The sequence below is a fragment of the Clostridium sp. UBA4548 genome, from assembly GCF_002387895.1.
GTDB lineage: Bacteria > Bacillota > Clostridia > Clostridiales > Clostridiaceae > Clostridium_J.
This window is the reverse complement of record NZ_DGLI01000013.1, coordinates 80,008-95,955: the sequence shown is the minus strand read 5'-3', so window position 1 is coordinate 95,955 and position 15,948 is coordinate 80,008. Positions and strand designations below refer to the sequence as shown.

Sequence of the window (15,948 nt, the reverse complement as noted above, 5' to 3'; positions counted from 1 at the left end):
TAAAGCAATATAATCAAATCTTAAGGAATTCAACTTATCTATATGTTAAATTGCCCCAATTTTTCATATCACTTAACTATTAAACATTTCTATGAACTTATCTATATCATAGTTTATAAAAACACCATATCTGTGAAGTTCCATTGGATTTGTTTTAGCGGTGTTTTTTCCTGGCTCAGAAGTAAAGCCCAATAAATATCCCCATTCCTTTAAATTATCTATAACGCCCTGATTGTATCCTCCAAAAGGATATGCAAAAACGCCTTTAGTGTTTACAACCTCCTCACATGCCATTAAGTCTTTGTAAAGAAGGGCTTTCTCTGCAATCTGAACTTCTGTATAATCTTTTCCTCTTTTATGTAAGCTTGCTGTATGATTTGCAAATTCAAAAACATTACTAATTTCTTCTACTTCCTTAAGGCTCATAGTAACAGATTTCTCAACACTATATTCTTGTGGCTCTGAAAAAAGCCAATTCTTAACCATAAAGCCAACTGCATGAAAACAATACTTCTTAAGTATTGGGTAGGCATAAATATATACAGATTTAAATAAATCATCAAAGGTTAAAAGTACAGCCTTTTCAGGTAATGTCTTTCCTTCATAATAAAAGTCCTTCACCTCTTTAAGTGTTAAGGTTTTATAGCCATTTTCGTATAAATACTTCATTTGCTTTTCAAACTCATCTAGAAAGCAAAATAAAGGTGTAGGCAATTTATCTACATAGTTATCGCTTACACAAATCCCCTGATTAACTGTAGGTGTAAAATCTTCCTTTTTTATAATTTCATGGTACATTAATGTGATAAAACTACTCAAAAACTCATCTCCCTATGTACTAATGTTAATTATTATAACATTGTTAATTCTTAGATAAGTATATTACTTTTGTTAAATAAATTCAAATTTTTCCAACACTATATTTTTCAATTTTATAAATTATAATTCACCTTATCATCATAATTATAAAGCAGTATCCCTAAAACAAAAGCTATGTGAATTGTCCTATTAGAATATTTCTTACTGTGAAAAGCAATAAAATTGTTTTTTATTCTAAACTTTACTTTATTAACTTTTTATTAAAAAGTAGTTATTTATAAATTAATTACTTCTAAGTCATCAGGAACTAAAATATTTCCCATGAAATATTCTCTTCCTTCTTCTGTGTATAATTTTTTTCTCTCTGCTATATTCTTATCTTCAGTATGATACATTATTAGATTTTTAACTTTTAGCCTAGCTGCATTTTCACAGGCCTCTTTTACTGTGACATGATGTTTATCATAGGGTTTGAATACCTCTCTTTGGGAGTACAAGCAAAAGGCTTCATGAAGTAAGTAGTCTGCTTGATTTGCATAGTCAAATAATACTTCTCTATAAGGCTCGTCCCCTAGGAAGGTAATTTTTTTCTTATTGTTTAATATAGTTGTAAATCCAAATTGCAATTGTTTTGTACTTCCAATATTGAAAAATTCAATATCCCAAGTTAATATCTTTTCTTTATGAGCATGATCTATTTCTACAAATAGAATTTTATTATCAATGTAGTTAGTGAATTTCTTATCTAAAAGTAAGCTAGAAAGGATTCTGATAGCTTCAATATTTTCCTTATGACAGTAAACCTTCAAATTTTCTTCATATTTTCCATTAATAATTTGTTGAGCAACAGCTCTAATAATCCATATAATTCCTGTAATATGATCATTATGTCTATGAGATATAAAAACATGATGAATTTTAATTATAGGTATATTTAGCTTTTCCAAATTAGTCAGTATGGTGTTTCCTCCACCTGTATCTACTAAGAAATGTTCCTCTCCATTGCTTAGTGTAAAACAAGTATTGTAGCATTTAGTTACCATGGCACAGCCTGTACCTAAAATATTGATTTTCTCCATAATTACCTCCAAATACTTTACTATATTTTCTAGCTACCTTATATCAACTTTTAATTTATAGAATGCAATAAAGATACTACATAAATATACCTAATTCAAATTTGCATTCTCTTTTATATAAGTTGTCTAAAATTATCTTGCAATGTAAAAATGATATTGCAACTTATATTTTTAAGCTTTCCAGAAACTAAAGTTAATAAAAATTATTATACATTAACTAAAAATAAAAATCTCCTATAGCTTTAACTTAAAATTAATCTATAGAAGATTTTATATAAATTCTAAAACTCATGCTCCCAATTAGCATTTAACTCATATAATTGTTGTGAACTTTTCTCTGTCTTATTTTCACCATCTTTAACTTTTACTATCATATCTCCAAGCTTGCACTCTAGGTTTTCAATTTTCCTTCCAAGTATAGCTTCGTAAACCTGAGTCAATGCTTTTAAAGTAAAGGTTTTAGGCAACAAGTTTAAGGCTATAGGAGTGTATTCAATTTCTTTTCTTATCCTATTCAAACCACAAAATATTAATTTAAAATGATCCGCTGCTAAGGAATCAGTACTGCTATCTAAAAGGCTATAATTCACCTCTTTCGTTCTCATAGCATCATTACTAATCTTTTCTTCCACCTTATAAGAAATTTTAGTTTTTTTATCCTCAGAGGTAAGGTGTAAGATATTAGTTTTGGTAAAGTATTCTTCATAGCCATTTTTGCCTAAAAACTCAGTTTCCACATCAAACATCATCACCTTTTCAGCATCATCCCCTGCCTCTGGTTGTAACTTATCCTTAGGAATAAGTGCGATGTTACCTACTGTTATAATTCTCGTTCTTGGGTCCCTTGGAATAGTTCTTTCCTTATCGATGTACATATCACCAAAAGCACCTAATTGCTTTACATAAATGTCAGTTACTCCTGTTTCTTCTTCAAGCTCTCTGTAAGCCCCCTGGATTAAGTCCTCATCCATATTTAAAAATCCACCAGGAAGTGCCCATTTGTGAATAGAGGGATGATCTCTTCTTTGTATAAGCAAAAGCTGTAGCTTCTTATGAGGAGAGTTGCTTCCTTCTTCACGCTCATCTAAGGTAAATATTAATACATCATTAGTTACACTAGGTCTATCATATTTATTGGGATCATAATCTCTTATAAATTCACTTTCAGTAAGTCCTTGTTCGTTTCTTAATTCTCTGTTGTCCATATGCTCTGTTTAGTGAATAGTTGTAATATAACTTTTATTAAATCTAATAGAATACTTCAGGTCATTAAACCTATCTTATTTTCTATTGTAAGCTTTAGAATTATCTTATAAACAACTATTACTAATGGTTCACATCCTTTCTTTAGTACTTATATGAAAATAAATACTATAGACTAACTATAAACACTTTACGTACACCTTCTTATATTTCCCTGCTTCAAACCTTCACATTCCTATTTAAAAAAAAAAACTACCTTAAGCATTAGTAATCCCTTGTCTTTGTATAGATATAATCCTATATAATGATTATACAAATATTACCACGCTTTAGTCTACAACTTAATTTTAAAGTTCCTTATAGTATAGTAACCTTTCACTTTCTATTTCTATACCATGAGCATTTTCAGTTTTTTTAAACTTTCCACTTAGCTGAAAGCCCATTTTTTCAATACATTTTTGAGAATTTATATTTTCATCTCTTATAGTTGCACGAAGAACTGAATAAGTTCCCTCTTCTTTAACAAGTGGAATTAAACTGTTTACTGCTAGAGGCATGATTCCTCTTCCCCAGTATTCTTCACTAAGCCCGTATCCTATAGTTAAAACCTGGGGGTCTTCCTTATTTATTAACCTTATAACTCCTACAAGTTTCCTAGGACTTACACTATAAATTCCTAGATATATATTATTGTTTTCTTCCATTCTTTCCTTTATAAGTTCTATAAACTCTTCAGTATCTTTAATTGATTTATGAGTTTTTCTAGCAATATATTTTGCCACTTTTTCATTGCTGTAAATTTTGAAAAGATCCTCTTTAAAATCATTAGTTATACTGTCAATAATATATTCTTCTGTAACTGCAATTGGCAGTTTATTTTGAATTATTTCTAACATAATATCCCCCATAATAATCCTATAGTCATACCTATATCTATAGTTTTATGCTTATACATTAATTTTCTCTTTTTAACTTGACAATAACTATTTATGTTTATAAGCTAGCATATATTTAAAAATTAATCTTTATTAAAATATCTACCTAAGCTTCCTCACTGTTAAAGGTAATCTTTAATAAAATTACTGCTAGTTTATTACTCAATAAAACCTTTTTCTTGCATTCTCTCACTATTTAGAAATAATGCCATACCAGTTTTCATCTTTTTAAATCCCAACTTTCCATAAAATGCATCTTTTCCTGGAGCAGCATATAAAATCACATTACACTGTGGAATGGTTTTTAAAATATTATCTACAACTACCTTTCCTATACCCTTCCCTTGATATTCAGAGATAACTGCAATATCGTAAATTCCTGCCTGGTAAGCTCCATCTGAAATTGCCCTACCGAAGCCAATTAACTTTTCATTATCAAAAATAAATACCACTGTATAGCTATTTTCAAAGGCTTTTCTATGAGTTTCAGCATCAAAGTATCCCATTCCAACAGCTTTAAGTATATCGGTTATCTGCTGAAAATTTATACCTACACAATCATATTGAATCCTTAAATTCATCTCTATCACTCCTTAGAATTATTTCACTTTATGCTTTCGTACTGCAAATTCCTAAATTTAATTTTGTACAGAATTCATGAATTGTATTATTCTATTTCTAACTTTGTTTGGCAAATTCCCATCCAGTGCTCTAATCAACAACTCCGAATTTTTGGTTCTATTTTTTAGTAAATAATCTTCTATAAGTTTTACCTTTATCTCTCTATTAGGAATTACTTGATATAAAACATACCAATCTTCCAAAGATGTAAGCGGTATTTCAATTCCATTTATTATTTTCTTACTTGTTATTGCTTCATTATCAAACTTGTACCTATATGCCCCTTCTCCATGATTAATAACCATTCCTGCCATAACATCCACCTCAATGCCATTAACCACATATTCATAAAAGTACTCTGTATCATAGGTCGACACCTTTTCTTGTATTTTTTTCTTACCTAGTGAAGTCAGAACCTTATCTGCTTTTTCAATGTCTTTTATATGAACCATAATATCTATATCATTTGGTTTATCAACTAAGCCATAATGGTTTAATAAAATGGATGCTCCTACAGCCCAAGTAATGTTTTCTTCATTTAATTTGCTACCTATATAACTTAATGTATCTAATAACACTATGCAACACCTCTACTTATTTAATTATAACTTCTTAACTCACTTACTTCTTCTTCAGTTAGGTTTCGCCACTTGCCTATTTCCAAATCCTTAAGCTCTACATTCATAATTCGAACCCTTTCTAAGCGAGTAACCTCATATCCAAAAGCTTTTGTCATTCTCCTAATTTGTCTATTTAGCCCTTGGGTGAGAATAATGGAAAAAGTATCTTCACTTATTCTTTTTATAATACAAGGCCTGGTTTTAACCCCTAAAATTTCAACACCTTCACTCATACCTTTTATGAAATTATCATGAAAAGTTTTATTTGCAGTTACTATATATTCCTTTTCATGCCCATTATCAGATTCTAAAATTTTATTTCCAAGGTCTCCATCATTAGTCATTAATATTAACCCTTGAGATTCCTTATCCAGTCTTCCCACTGGAAATATATAGTCTGGATAATTAATAAAATCAATTATGTTATCTTTAACGTCCCTTGCTAAAGTGCATGTAATACCCACGGGTTTATTTAAAACAATATAAACCTTGTCCTTAGGTTTAATAGGTTCATTGTCCAGCAGAATGTTATCATATTCTTCTACCCACTGACCAGGTTCACAAAGCTTTCCGTTCACAATTATTCTTCCCTGTTCTATTATTCTATTGGCATCTTTCCTTGAACAAATTCCGTAATTGCTAAGTAGCTTATTTATTCTCATATTTAAATTGTTATCCTTTCAACTCTTTGAACCTATAGAAGGCATCTTTTCCTATTATCTTTAACTGATATAGACTTTTTAGGTAACTCTGTACTTTATTATTGTGCAAAGCCTTAAAGCAGCCAATATTACTCATATATAAATAAGTTTTCATTGTAATTTCAATATTCCTACTTTTTACATAGAATCAAAGTCTATGTTTATTACTATACTAGGTAATTTTTCATTTAATAATTCAACTATCTTATCATAGTTCTCTTTTTCAAAGCAAAGATTATGATGAAATCCTTCTCCACTATATGAAACCTTCATAATTTCACCTTTATTTATATTAATATTCCTTATCTTATTCCAAGAAATAAACTGTGCACCTCTATTCATAGAAGTAAAGCCTTTTAGAGTTATTCCTTCTTTTAAATAACTAGTTATCATTAAAATCACACTTAATATTCCCATGAAATAGTGTATTGGAATCTTTGCAAATTTGAAAGTGATATAAAGTAATGCACCAATACCTATTAAGAGGAATATTTTATCAATGTTTTTTTTCTTGGCTTTTATTAATAGTTCTTTAGCAATTTTAAAATCTCTTACAATAATAGTAATAAATAAAATACTTAAAACCCAATTTAACACTAACTTCACCCCTAAAACATAAAATTACTTCACTACCTTTATAAATACATATATTTCTTATCACTTTTAGTCACTTGCAGCATTACTTCCAGTAGTGATTCTTTTAGTTTCACTTATGCTAAGTAAAGTAACTGCAAGAATTAACACAATAGCAGCACCCCATATTGCTTTAACCCCCACATAAGATGTTGTTAACCCACCTAAAAAAGCTCCTACTACAAAAGAAAAAATAATAGTAAAATACCCTAGTGCTTTTAAAGCTGATTTTTTATCTTTATTCACTACAGCAACATAAGCTGCTTGTGAGGCAGAATATAGATTTCCTGTGGACATGGTGGTACTATAAGGGTAATCATGAAGTTTTCTAAAGGTAGCTACCTGAACAGAGGCTACAAAAGAAATAGTAACAGTTACAAAGCTATTAGGTACCGTATTTGGAACAAATCCTATGATAAAAAGTACTACTATCTCCAGTAATAAAATAGTTCTTACAGAATCCCTTATAAAAAACCTTGGTGGAGACTTCTTTATAGTCTCAGCAACCACTACCCCAGCTATAAATGCTAAGATAGGAGGCATATGAAGCAGTGCCTGAATCCATTGGCCCTTTGAAATCTCTATGCTTACTAGTACAATGTTTCCTGTTTGCGCATTAGCAAAAATACCTCCCCTACCAACGTAAGTATATGCATCCAAAAATCCTCCTACGATAGCTAGGAGGATTCCTAACCTAAGAGATTCTGTAGTTATTTTATTTATACTCATCTTTTCTTTAAGCTTATTAGTTATTTTTATGTCTAAATTCTCCAATTTTAATCCCCCACATATTAGTATACTAATAAAATTATATCACTTTAGTAAAATATAAACTAACTGCAAGAATAGCAATAAAAGCACTTCCTAGTAGAAATGCTTTTATCTTATAAATCTATTTATTGTTTTTATAGATTTTAACCACAACTTAAAGAGATTTTCTCTAAACTCTTCAACTCCTTAAGTATCTTAGTAAATTCTTCTTTATCTCTAATTAAATCAAATTCTTTTCCTTCAAGGATTTTAAACATATTCTCATACAAATTCATAGTTATTGTACGCTTGCCTTGGGGAATCTCATTAAAGCACCAAATTGTAGAAAACTCCCTCATCTTATTAATATCATTTCTTTTCATATCTTCTACCATGCGCTCAAGCATTTCAATTGCCTTATAGGTTTCATTAAACTTTAAATAATCTATAGCATAATATAAATACTCATTGGATAATCCTATTACTGAATCTCCTTCCGGTGATAAAGCTTTTTTCACATTAAGAGCTAAGTTATGATATTTTTCTATAATATTTAAATCTTTTTTCTCCTCTTTCATATAGGAATTTATAAGTCCTAAACAAATTAGAGAAATTTCATTAATATTCTTATATAAATTACTCTGTAATATTTCCCTTGCCTTTTTTAACTCCTTCTTTTCAATATATATGTTTGTAAGTATTAAATTAGGATCAAGTTGGCTTTTTCTAATTTTATTTAAGCACTCTACGGCCTTATCCTCCTCTTCTATTGTTGGATATAATGCACCTAATTGGAATAGGGCTTGCTCACACAATTCTACGTTAGAACAATTTTTAGAAACATCTTCAAATAGTTCAATAGACTCGCCAATCATCTTCATACCCTGTTCTTCACTATAACTTTTCCAAGAATACATAGTAAAGAGAAAGCCTATTCTTAGCTTTAAATAATAGCTATTAGGATATTTTGATAGATAACCCTTACTCTTATATATAGCCTCTTCTAGCTTCCCACTACTAAATAATTTCTCACATTCACTAAACAAGTTCATAACTTCATCTTCTGAAAGTTCAACTTTAAAATTTAAAAGGGTGTCAATTGTAATATTAAAGAAGGTAGCTAAAACAGGCAGTAGAGTAATATCAGGATAGGAAATTCCGCTTTCCCACTTTGATACTGCTGCTGTAGATACACCAATAAAGTTTGCAAGTTGATCTTGAGTAATTCCCTTTTCTTTTCTTAATCTGTAGATAACTTCTCCTATTAATAACTTTTCCATTTATTATCACTCCATAAATTTACTCTAGGATCCTATAGCTTTAGTATATATCACTTTAGTCTATATACCAATGGACTCCTAGTTTAATATGGTAATTAAAACTTAACTAGTAGTTAAGTTTTAATTTATAAAAATAAATGTATAGTATGCTTGACATTCAATGTAAAGCGTACTATACTTAAATTGTAAAGCTTGCTATACTTTTCGAAAGGTAGTGATAAGTTGCAAACTAAAATACAAGATTTACGAAAAGCAAAAAAAATAACTCAAAGTGAACTGGCAGATGCAGTGAATGTAACACGACAGACAATCATATCTCTGGAAAATGGCAGATACAATGCTTCCTTAGTATTAGCACACAAAATTGCTCAATTTTTTGGAGTATCCATTGAAGATGTATTTATTTTTGATCAGGAGGATGAGAATTTATGAAGGGGTTTTTATGTGCAACCACAGCAAAAACAAATGAAGAATTTAGAGAAGTTGTAAAAAGTCGTATGAGAATCATGGTTATTCTTATGATTATAGGAATTATCACAGCAGCAATTGGCTTTACTGCAGAATTTTACTGGAAAGCATCAATCAGTGACCACGTTCTAGGTATATACTCTGGAATTGGTGTAGGTCTATTTATATGTGGTGCTGCTTTATGGGTAAAAAATAAACTTTTGCTTGGTAACGATATAAAGTTAAAAGAAAGTCGCTTAAGTAATACAGATGAAAGAATTCAAGAAATAGGAAATAAAGCCTTTCGCATTGCTTCCTATGTAATGATTGTTACCTTATATGCCACCGCATTAATAGGAGGTATATTTTATCCAATATTATTTCAAGTTCCTATGTTTATAGTTTCTTGTTTCTTAATAACCTACGTTATTAGCTTTAAGTACTATAACAGGAAAATGTAAGAGTGTTTATCTAGATAATTATTAAAATTCACCTAGACAACTGACTTCAGTTTTCTAGGTGAATTTTATTTTTCTACGAACTTAACAATACTGTTGTTAATATCCACTTCAGAAAAAGCTACTATGGTTTGTGTTGTAGCATATTCAGAAACACTATTTATAAAATCTTCTATTTCATTTAGCTCACCAACTGATAACTTAACTAAAAAACACCCATCCCCAGCAATCCTATAACACCATTCACTTCTTTTATAATCCTTGATAAACCTCTTAAATCTTTCATAGCCTCCATTTTTCATGGTAACCTTGATTATGCAGTCTATAGATAATCCTAGCTTCTTTTTGTTTACTTTGATTGTGTATCCTTCAATTATGCCTTCATCCTCAAGTTTTCTAACCCGCTCAGTAACCGACGGTGGTGATAGGTTAATTCTTTTTGCTAACTCCCTTATAGATAATCTACTATCTTCTTGTAGTTCCTTCAAAATTAGCATATCAATTTCATCAAATTTCATTTGTAATTTATTCTCCTAAAATTTATTTTATTTGATATATTTGTTTTTAAATAATATTCTACTTGAAATACAATATTATTTCCATAGCAGCTATAATTTTATTATAGGTTAGCAAAATTAAGTTTTGTCCTACACCTAAATCTGAATTGGTTTATTTAAAATTTTAAAAACATTTGTAAGATAATAAGGTCTTAACTTAGAAATCCATGGAAAAAATTTATAAGTTATAACGTTATAGTGACAATGCTTATTTAGAAGTGATGTTAGCTATGTTCTAGCTAATTTTTATTGAAGCACTCTTAGACAATTAATTATTCATATGTCTATTTAAGGAGGATTATCATGGCAAGAGTAAATTATTCACAAGAAGGATTAACACCTTTTCAACAATTGTTAGGACATAATAAAAATATACTTGAAAATTGGTCAGCTTTAGAAGAATGTTTTTTTACAAGTAACACCTTTAGTTCTCAGTTAAAAGAAGAGGTAAGACGTACCCTTGCCTTTAATAATAGCTGCAAGTATTGTATGGCTAAGGGTAAGCCTTCTGAGGATATAACGGACTCTAAAATCATTATAGCTACTAAAATTGCAGATATAATTTCAAGAAGTTCTATTATCGATGATGAAGCCTTTCATTCATTAAACTCTCAATTTAGTGATGAAGAGATCTCTGAACTTCTAGCTTTTATATGTTTTATAACAGCTTCTCAAAAATTTGGAGCAGCACTAGATTTAAAGCCAAGCTACCAACTTGAATTTATAAAATAGTAACCTATATAGCCTAGCCTTAGGTTATATAGATGTTATAAACATTTCTATATTTTTCTTAACACAAAAAGCTACCACTCTAAATTTGAGTAGTAGCTTTCATCTTATGAACTTTTTTTATATACAATTCTCTTAATACTTTCAACTGAAAGATAATATTCTTCTGCTAAATCTTTAATCTTACATCCACTGCAATATTTATTGTATATATCTTCATTTCTCTTTCTTATATACTCACGATTACCTGAACTCTCTCCCCACTTTTTTCGTGTATTTGGTGGAGATGGAATATAAATATATTCACCTTGAATATACTTTTGAATTTCCTTAATTAAATTATCAGGTAAAACACTTTCAACTTTTACATATTTCACAAAGCTCAGCTCCTTAAATCTTTATTTAAATTAAGGAAACAAAGCCCGTAAAGGTATTAATTTTACTTAGGCATTTTCAAAAACAAATAAATCAGTATCTTCATTTATTTTATTTATACTTAGAAATATGATTTAGTAAGAGCGACTATATTACTTGTCTCTGTGCAAATTGCCGCCAAAAGTCATACCTACAGACTTTGCACAGAGTATTTTGAGTTGTTCCTTTACAGCTAATTCAAATCTCATTTTATCACCTCCATTAAATCTTATAGTAAATTATAGGAACAGCCTCCTACATATATGCATAAAATGTATTGATAATTGTCAAATATCAACATCTTTCTCAAATCAATACTAGGAGGTATTTTAATGCTAAAAAACTACCCTTACGAGTACTACTCAGAAGGCTTTCGAGCAGACTATCGAATAACTATTAAGCCAAACGAAAAGCGCCTTTATTTGATAAAAGACAATAAAATATTTAAATCCTACCCAATAGCTACTGGCAAACCCTCAACTCCTACTCCTATAGGCACCTTTAAAATTGAAAATGCAGCTATAAATCCTGGTGGCCCCTTTGGAGTGAGATGGCTAGGTCTAGATGCCCCCTATGGCGATTACGGAATACATGGAACTAACAACCCCTCTTCCATAGGGAAATCCGTATCTAACGGTTGTATTAGAATGTATAATAAAGATATTCTTGATTTAGTTAAATATGTATGGATAGGTACTGTTGTAAAAATAGTTTAATAATTATCCACACAGAATTCATACTATTATTTACTTATAGGGAACAAAAGTGAATGCTTAACTATGGATGAACCAGCAACTGTTCCCTTAAGGAAATATGGTGTTTCTACGGCTTTCATCCCATTAGCAATTATTTATAACCAAATTGGCTGACCTTAGAGGTTCAAAGGTTTTATCATAGTACTCCTCAGCTGCCCAGTAACGTTCCTTATATTTCTCGATAACCTGACTAAGATCACCCTTATGATCACTTCTAATTATTTCTCTTTCAAATCTCACATCTCTTGGGCAATTTACAAAAATCATATAATCAAAGAAATCTCTCCAACACTTCCTTTGAAGATAAACTCCCTCAACAATTACTATACTTCTTGAAGCTATCTTATAGCTCCTCTCAGTTATCACATCTTTTTCTTTATTATAATAATTTAATTTTAACTCTACATCATTACTTTTAAGTGGTTTAAATAAATGGTCTCTAATATAAATTTCATTCCACTGTAAATAAAAAAGCTCGTACCATTGTTCATATCCTGTGTTATATCTTTGCTCTCTAGTAGTAATATAATCATCTATATGAAAAACTTGCACTGGGTATTTTTCTTTAAAGTGCTTCACTAATTGCTCAGTTATGGAAGTCTTTCCAGCACAACTATACCCATCAATACCAATTATATAATTCTCTTTTCTTTCTTCTATATTTTTAAAAACTAAAGAAAGAACAAGTTCAACATTCTTATTTCCCATACTCATTAACCTTATTTCTTAGTATGATAATTCATTCAATAGAAATTTGCACTCTTCTCTTAACATTGATAAAATATCTAAGTCATGATATTTTCCCCTTGCGAAAAATGCTTTTCTCATAGTTCCCTCATAAAGAAAACCACATTTTTCTGCTGCTTTTCTTGCTGCTATATTTTCTTTAACGGTACATATTTGAAGCCTTTGTATGGGTTTAAGTTCAAATATATATGCACAAAAAAGCTTTATAGCTTCTGTGGCATAACCCTTACTTCTATCTTCATTCCTGTAAATCTGACAACCAATCTCATAACCTTCGCAGTCTCCAATTCCTTTGAAGAATGTAATTGCTCCTAAAATTCTATTGGACTTATCTGTTATTAGCATTCTTCCAAAATCGCTCTCCCAAAAACCTGCTTCAGAATGATAGTTTCTTATCTTACTTTCATGATGCAACTCAACCCCTAAATAAGTTCCCCTATGAGTTAAGTCATTCATTAATTCTAACATTTCTGGTATATCTTCATCTTGAATCAATCTAAGACTAATACTTTTTCCATTTAACATATTATCCCCCCAATGTATATGTTTAAAATTAATACAAGGCTAAACTTTTTTCAACAGTTTTATAAATTGCTTCAAGGTCTACTTTATTAAAATCTGTAGTATCAATATCTATAGTTATGCTATTTTCAATATTTAGCTTAAACTCTCTATTGTTTATATTTTTACTATATTCTTCGAAACTTCCTACTGGTCTGATATGCCCTATATGCCTTTCCCCTGAATTATTTCTATTTATGAATCTTTTATATAGAATATCAACTTCACAGTAACAATATAATTGCACTACTTTGTAGGAAATCCTTTTTCTTATATCTAAGAAAGCTTTTGTTGAATATCTATTATCAAAATTCCCCTCTACAATAAAGGATTTTCCTGTTTGTAAAAGTTTTTCAGCAAATAAATAGGTAAGCTCAAAACTTGCACCTCCAAGTTTAAGTCCCCATTCTTCGTCTCTAACACCTATAGTATTGAAAAGTAATTCTTTAATCTCATCCTTATTAATCACTGGTAAATTAAATCTTTGAGCTAAATCCTTACTCAAGGTTGTTTTCCCAACAGCTGGCGCCCCTGAAACTATAATCATTAAATTTTCTTTCATAAATCTCATCTCCATAGCTAAAACACTAAACTATTTTGTATTTAACTTTTCCCCTTCTACACGTAGTTCTTTAATCACTGTTCCAAGATATAATTATTTATTTTAATACATCTTGTACATTTACTCGCCATACCATATGGTCCTCACCTTTACCCCAAAAATCCTTTAAATGGTACTCAGACTTTCCAAACTTATTCATCCATATTTTCTGAGCACTTTTATAGCCACTGTCGAAACAAAATTCCTTTATTCCTTTTCTATGAAGTTCTTCAAATATAGCATTGAACATCCTGCTCCCAATACCTTGCTTTTGGTAATCAGGATGAACAAACACTGTTCCTATTTCAAGTAAAGACTTTAATTTTCCCTTAGTGCAGGTATCTATCAGTTCATTGGAAGGACCATATTCAATTGAGCCAACTATTTTCGCCCCCTCTTTTGCTATAAGAAAAAACCTATTCGTACCTTGGCTCTCTATATCTTGATTTAAACATCTTCTCTTATCAATAATTTCATTGTCAAAAGTATCAACTAAATCTAAAATTCCGTTTCTCTCAAAGGTATCTCTAAGCACAAGTTCAAAGAACTTATTGATTTCTTCTATATCCTCAATCTTCGGTCTGCTTATTTCTATGTTTTTCATAGGTATCGCTCCTTGTCAAAAAATTAATATAGTGCACTAAAGCATGTTTAAATAATAACTAAGTTAGTATACTGATCTATTTTGTGTTATATTGCGTTAACAGAATCCTTAATTAACTCTATTATTTAAAGAACCTGCTTCCTTGCCTGCACAAGCTTGCTTGTGAACTCAAAATATCACTCACATCTTTGATTGGTTATTTATATTCAGGTGCCAAACATTTCTTACTATAAAACACAATGGTTAATTTATCATTAATTACTTTTATTTCTCCTGTTTTTCTATAGCCAAGCTTTTCATATAAGTAACAATTTCCTTTTTCTTGTAATATGGTGTCTAGTATCCATTCTATGGCATCACTGTATATGGCTTCAATTAGTTCAAAGACCTTTTGAGCTATCCCTCTTCCTTGGTATTCTGGTAATACAAAAATAGGACTAACACGATAAATCCTGTTTTCAACCTTTACTACTCTAATTGCTCCAACATTAGCCTTGTCCATATTGATAATGTAATAGTCACTCTTTTCCTGTTTTATTCTACTAATTACCTTTTCTAAAGATTCATTTCCTGGGTTTGTTTCATAGTCCTCATATTTCTCTAACAAACTTTCAAAAGCTTTAACTTGCATTTCATGAATAATCTGTGCATCTTCTAATCCTACTTTTCTTAAACATACCTCCATTAAATTTTTCTCCTTAAATGTTTATTCTACTCTTTGTTTAAACTTCTTTTTTCATTTCTTTGTAAAGTTTTATTACTATATTTAATGGGAACAATCCCTTTTCAAGTAAAACAGCACTTGCTAATGCGGCTTGGACTAATCCTATAATAAAAAATAAAACATGTAAAAAAGCCACTGCTCTTAGCATTACACATTGAACTATTATCCAAATCATCAAAGCCCCGCCAAAAACACCACTTATGTAACCTTGAAATTTTGATTTAGTGTAAATGGTTAAAATACTTAAGATATTGCCAAGACCTATAATAGCAAACAAAATAATCCCAGGTATTAAGTAATTGCTAAAAGGTGAATTTTTTAATGGTTCAAGTGGCATGCCCAAAGGCTCTAATGGGTTAATAATAGCTGCTAATCCCCCAGCCATGGCACCAATTCCAACAAACAAATGTAAGCCAAATAATAACCGATACACTAATTTCATACTTACTCTCCTTAGATGACTAATAATTTTTTTCATGGACTTTATAATTTTGCTTTTGTTAAAGGCTAGAGTTTTATAATAAATCTTCTTAACTCTAGCCTTTATCTTTCAAATTAATTTTTTATTGTATTATTAGAACCAAGGTCAGGTCTAACTTTTACATTGCTCCTATGGTGGTTCCCCTAAGGTATTTAGTGATGGATTAAATACCTTACGCCTTGAAACCTCATAATATTGCTTTTATATAGGATTATATTGTCTATGAACG

At 30.1% G+C, this 15,948-nt stretch carries 22 protein-coding genes; 4 read left to right on the top strand and 18 right to left on the bottom strand.

The features are described 5' to 3' along the window. Positions 1-72: 72 nt before the first annotated feature. From B3040_RS04545 to B3040_RS04500, 10 genes are all read right to left on the bottom strand, one after another. On the bottom strand, positions 73-819 hold the full coding sequence (locus tag B3040_RS04545; RefSeq protein WP_291570660.1) for a polysaccharide deacetylase family protein: 747 nt from the start codon (positions 817-819) through the stop codon (positions 73-75). 275 nt (positions 820-1,094) lie between these two features. Continuing rightward, positions 1,095-1,898, bottom strand: a complete 804-nt coding sequence (locus B3040_RS04540; RefSeq protein ID WP_291570658.1) for an MBL fold metallo-hydrolase — start codon at positions 1,896-1,898, stop codon at positions 1,095-1,097. Between the two features lie 281 nt (positions 1,899-2,179). Beyond that, on the bottom strand, positions 2,180-3,103 hold the full coding sequence (locus tag B3040_RS04535; protein WP_291570656.1) for an NUDIX domain-containing protein: 924 nt from the start codon (positions 3,101-3,103) through the stop codon (positions 2,180-2,182). A 345-nt stretch (positions 3,104-3,448) separates the two neighbouring features. Further along, the gene (locus B3040_RS04530) at positions 3,449-3,997 is read right to left on the bottom strand and encodes a GNAT family N-acetyltransferase (protein ID WP_291570654.1); all 549 of its coding nucleotides are present in this window, start codon (positions 3,995-3,997) and stop codon (positions 3,449-3,451) included. Between the two features lie 197 nt (positions 3,998-4,194). Further along, a complete protein-coding gene (locus B3040_RS04525; RefSeq protein ID WP_291570652.1) occupies positions 4,195-4,617 on the bottom strand; it encodes a GNAT family N-acetyltransferase in 423 nt (140 codons plus the stop codon). 57 nt (positions 4,618-4,674) lie between these two features. Next, positions 4,675-5,235: a nucleotidyltransferase family protein gene (locus B3040_RS04520; protein ID WP_291570650.1), complete on the bottom strand. Its 561-nt coding sequence runs from the start codon at positions 5,233-5,235 to the stop codon at positions 4,675-4,677. A 20-nt stretch (positions 5,236-5,255) separates the two neighbouring features. Further along, a complete protein-coding gene (locus B3040_RS04515) occupies positions 5,256-5,939 on the bottom strand; it encodes a pseudouridine synthase (protein WP_291570648.1) in 684 nt (227 codons plus the stop codon). Between the two features lie 177 nt (positions 5,940-6,116). Beyond that, entirely contained in the window at positions 6,117-6,575 is a 459-nt protein-coding gene (locus B3040_RS04510; RefSeq protein ID WP_291570647.1) for a hypothetical protein, read from the bottom strand. 66 nt (positions 6,576-6,641) lie between these two features. Beyond that, on the bottom strand, positions 6,642-7,340 hold the full coding sequence (locus B3040_RS04505; RefSeq protein WP_414632520.1) for a YoaK family protein: 699 nt from the start codon (positions 7,338-7,340) through the stop codon (positions 6,642-6,644). 185 nt (positions 7,341-7,525) lie between these two features. Beyond that, a complete protein-coding gene (locus B3040_RS04500) occupies positions 7,526-8,641 on the bottom strand; it encodes a helix-turn-helix domain-containing protein (RefSeq protein ID WP_291570643.1) in 1,116 nt (371 codons plus the stop codon). Between the two features lie 222 nt (positions 8,642-8,863). Between B3040_RS04500 and B3040_RS04495 the strand changes: the two genes are divergently transcribed. Beyond that, the gene (locus B3040_RS04495) at positions 8,864-9,073 is read left to right on the top strand and encodes a helix-turn-helix transcriptional regulator (protein ID WP_291570641.1); all 210 of its coding nucleotides are present in this window, start codon (positions 8,864-8,866) and stop codon (positions 9,071-9,073) included. Further along, on the top strand, positions 9,070-9,549 hold the full coding sequence (locus B3040_RS04490; RefSeq protein ID WP_291570639.1) for a hypothetical protein: 480 nt from the start codon (positions 9,070-9,072) through the stop codon (positions 9,547-9,549). The genes B3040_RS04495 and B3040_RS04490 overlap by 4 nt, the downstream gene beginning before the upstream one ends. 65 nt (positions 9,550-9,614) lie before the next feature. Here B3040_RS04490 and B3040_RS04485 read toward each other — a convergent pair whose 3' ends face one another. Continuing rightward, complete coding sequence (locus B3040_RS04485; RefSeq protein ID WP_017415225.1) at positions 9,615-10,064, bottom strand: Lrp/AsnC family transcriptional regulator; 450 nt, start codon at positions 10,062-10,064, stop codon at positions 9,615-9,617. 342 nt (positions 10,065-10,406) lie between these two features. Here B3040_RS04485 and B3040_RS04480 point away from each other — a divergent pair, with 342 nt between their 5' ends. After that, positions 10,407-10,835: a carboxymuconolactone decarboxylase family protein gene (locus tag B3040_RS04480; protein WP_291570636.1), complete on the top strand. Its 429-nt coding sequence runs from the start codon at positions 10,407-10,409 to the stop codon at positions 10,833-10,835. A 104-nt stretch (positions 10,836-10,939) separates the two neighbouring features. On the opposite strand, the gene B3040_RS04475 is transcribed toward B3040_RS04480, so the two are convergent. Then, positions 10,940-11,209, bottom strand: coding sequence for a CD3324 family protein (locus B3040_RS04475; protein ID WP_017415227.1), 270 nt, complete (start codon positions 11,207-11,209; stop codon positions 10,940-10,942). Positions 11,210-11,578: 369 nt separating this feature from the next. Between B3040_RS04475 and B3040_RS04470 the strand changes: the two genes are divergently transcribed. After that, entirely contained in the window at positions 11,579-11,962 is a 384-nt protein-coding gene (locus tag B3040_RS04470) for a L,D-transpeptidase (protein ID WP_017415229.1), read from the top strand. Between the two features lie 123 nt (positions 11,963-12,085). Here B3040_RS04470 and B3040_RS04465 read toward each other — a convergent pair whose 3' ends face one another. The 6 genes from B3040_RS04465 to B3040_RS04440 all read right to left on the bottom strand — a co-directional run bounded on the left by B3040_RS04465 (position 12,086) and on the right by B3040_RS04440 (position 15,680). Next, positions 12,086-12,709: a hypothetical protein gene (locus B3040_RS04465; protein ID WP_291570633.1), complete on the bottom strand. Its 624-nt coding sequence runs from the start codon at positions 12,707-12,709 to the stop codon at positions 12,086-12,088. An 18-nt stretch (positions 12,710-12,727) separates the two neighbouring features. Continuing rightward, positions 12,728-13,273: a GNAT family N-acetyltransferase gene (locus B3040_RS04460; protein ID WP_291570631.1), complete on the bottom strand. Its 546-nt coding sequence runs from the start codon at positions 13,271-13,273 to the stop codon at positions 12,728-12,730. A gap of 28 nt (positions 13,274-13,301) precedes the next feature. Next, positions 13,302-13,871, bottom strand: coding sequence for an AAA family ATPase (locus B3040_RS04455; protein ID WP_291570628.1), 570 nt, complete (start codon positions 13,869-13,871; stop codon positions 13,302-13,304). Positions 13,872-13,968: 97 nt separating this feature from the next. Beyond that, positions 13,969-14,514: a GNAT family N-acetyltransferase gene (locus tag B3040_RS04450; RefSeq protein WP_291570626.1), complete on the bottom strand. Its 546-nt coding sequence runs from the start codon at positions 14,512-14,514 to the stop codon at positions 13,969-13,971. A 196-nt stretch (positions 14,515-14,710) separates the two neighbouring features. Beyond that, positions 14,711-15,199 carry a GNAT family N-acetyltransferase gene (locus B3040_RS04445; RefSeq protein WP_291570624.1) on the bottom strand — a complete coding sequence of 163 codons (489 nt, stop codon included), beginning with the start codon at positions 15,197-15,199 and terminating at the stop codon, positions 14,711-14,713. Between the two features lie 37 nt (positions 15,200-15,236). Next, positions 15,237-15,680, bottom strand: coding sequence for a hypothetical protein (locus B3040_RS04440; protein ID WP_291570622.1), 444 nt, complete (start codon positions 15,678-15,680; stop codon positions 15,237-15,239). Positions 15,681-15,948: the final 268 nt, after the last annotated feature.

Bases quoted from the DNA above. Each gene is read 5' to 3' on its own strand.
- B3040_RS04540 (WP_291570658.1), bottom strand. From the start codon at position 1,898: ATGGAGAAAATCAATATTTTAGGTACAGGCTGTGCCATGGTAACTAAA.
- B3040_RS04535 (WP_291570656.1), bottom strand. From the start codon at position 3,103: ATGGACAACAGAGAATTAAGAAACGAACAAGGACTTACTGAAAGTGAA.
- B3040_RS04530 (WP_291570654.1), bottom strand. From the start codon at position 3,997: ATGTTAGAAATAATTCAAAATAAACTGCCAATTGCAGTTACAGAAGAA.
- B3040_RS04525 (WP_291570652.1), bottom strand. From the start codon at position 4,617: ATGAATTTAAGGATTCAATATGATTGTGTAGGTATAAATTTTCAGCAG.
- B3040_RS04515 (WP_291570648.1), bottom strand. From the start codon at position 5,939: ATGAGAATAAATAAGCTACTTAGCAATTACGGAATTTGTTCAAGGAAA.
- B3040_RS04505 (WP_414632520.1), bottom strand. From the start codon at position 7,340: ATGAGTATAAATAAAATAACTACAGAATCTCTTAGGTTAGGAATCCTC.
- B3040_RS04500 (WP_291570643.1), bottom strand. From the start codon at position 8,641: ATGGAAAAGTTATTAATAGGAGAAGTTATCTACAGATTAAGAAAAGAA.
- B3040_RS04490 (WP_291570639.1), top strand. From the start codon at position 9,070: ATGAAGGGGTTTTTATGTGCAACCACAGCAAAAACAAATGAAGAATTT.
- B3040_RS04485 (WP_017415225.1), bottom strand. From the start codon at position 10,064: ATGAAATTTGATGAAATTGATATGCTAATTTTGAAGGAACTACAAGAA.
- B3040_RS04480 (WP_291570636.1), top strand. From the start codon at position 10,407: ATGGCAAGAGTAAATTATTCACAAGAAGGATTAACACCTTTTCAACAA.
- B3040_RS04470 (WP_017415229.1), top strand. From the start codon at position 11,579: ATGCTAAAAAACTACCCTTACGAGTACTACTCAGAAGGCTTTCGAGCA.
- B3040_RS04465 (WP_291570633.1), bottom strand. From the start codon at position 12,709: ATGGGAAATAAGAATGTTGAACTTGTTCTTTCTTTAGTTTTTAAAAAT.
- B3040_RS04460 (WP_291570631.1), bottom strand. From the start codon at position 13,273: ATGTTAAATGGAAAAAGTATTAGTCTTAGATTGATTCAAGATGAAGAT.
- B3040_RS04455 (WP_291570628.1), bottom strand. From the start codon at position 13,871: ATGAAAGAAAATTTAATGATTATAGTTTCAGGGGCGCCAGCTGTTGGG.
- B3040_RS04450 (WP_291570626.1), bottom strand. From the start codon at position 14,514: ATGAAAAACATAGAAATAAGCAGACCGAAGATTGAGGATATAGAAGAA.
- B3040_RS04445 (WP_291570624.1), bottom strand. From the start codon at position 15,199: ATGGAGGTATGTTTAAGAAAAGTAGGATTAGAAGATGCACAGATTATT.
- B3040_RS04440 (WP_291570622.1), bottom strand. From the start codon at position 15,680: ATGAAATTAGTGTATCGGTTATTATTTGGCTTACATTTGTTTGTTGGA.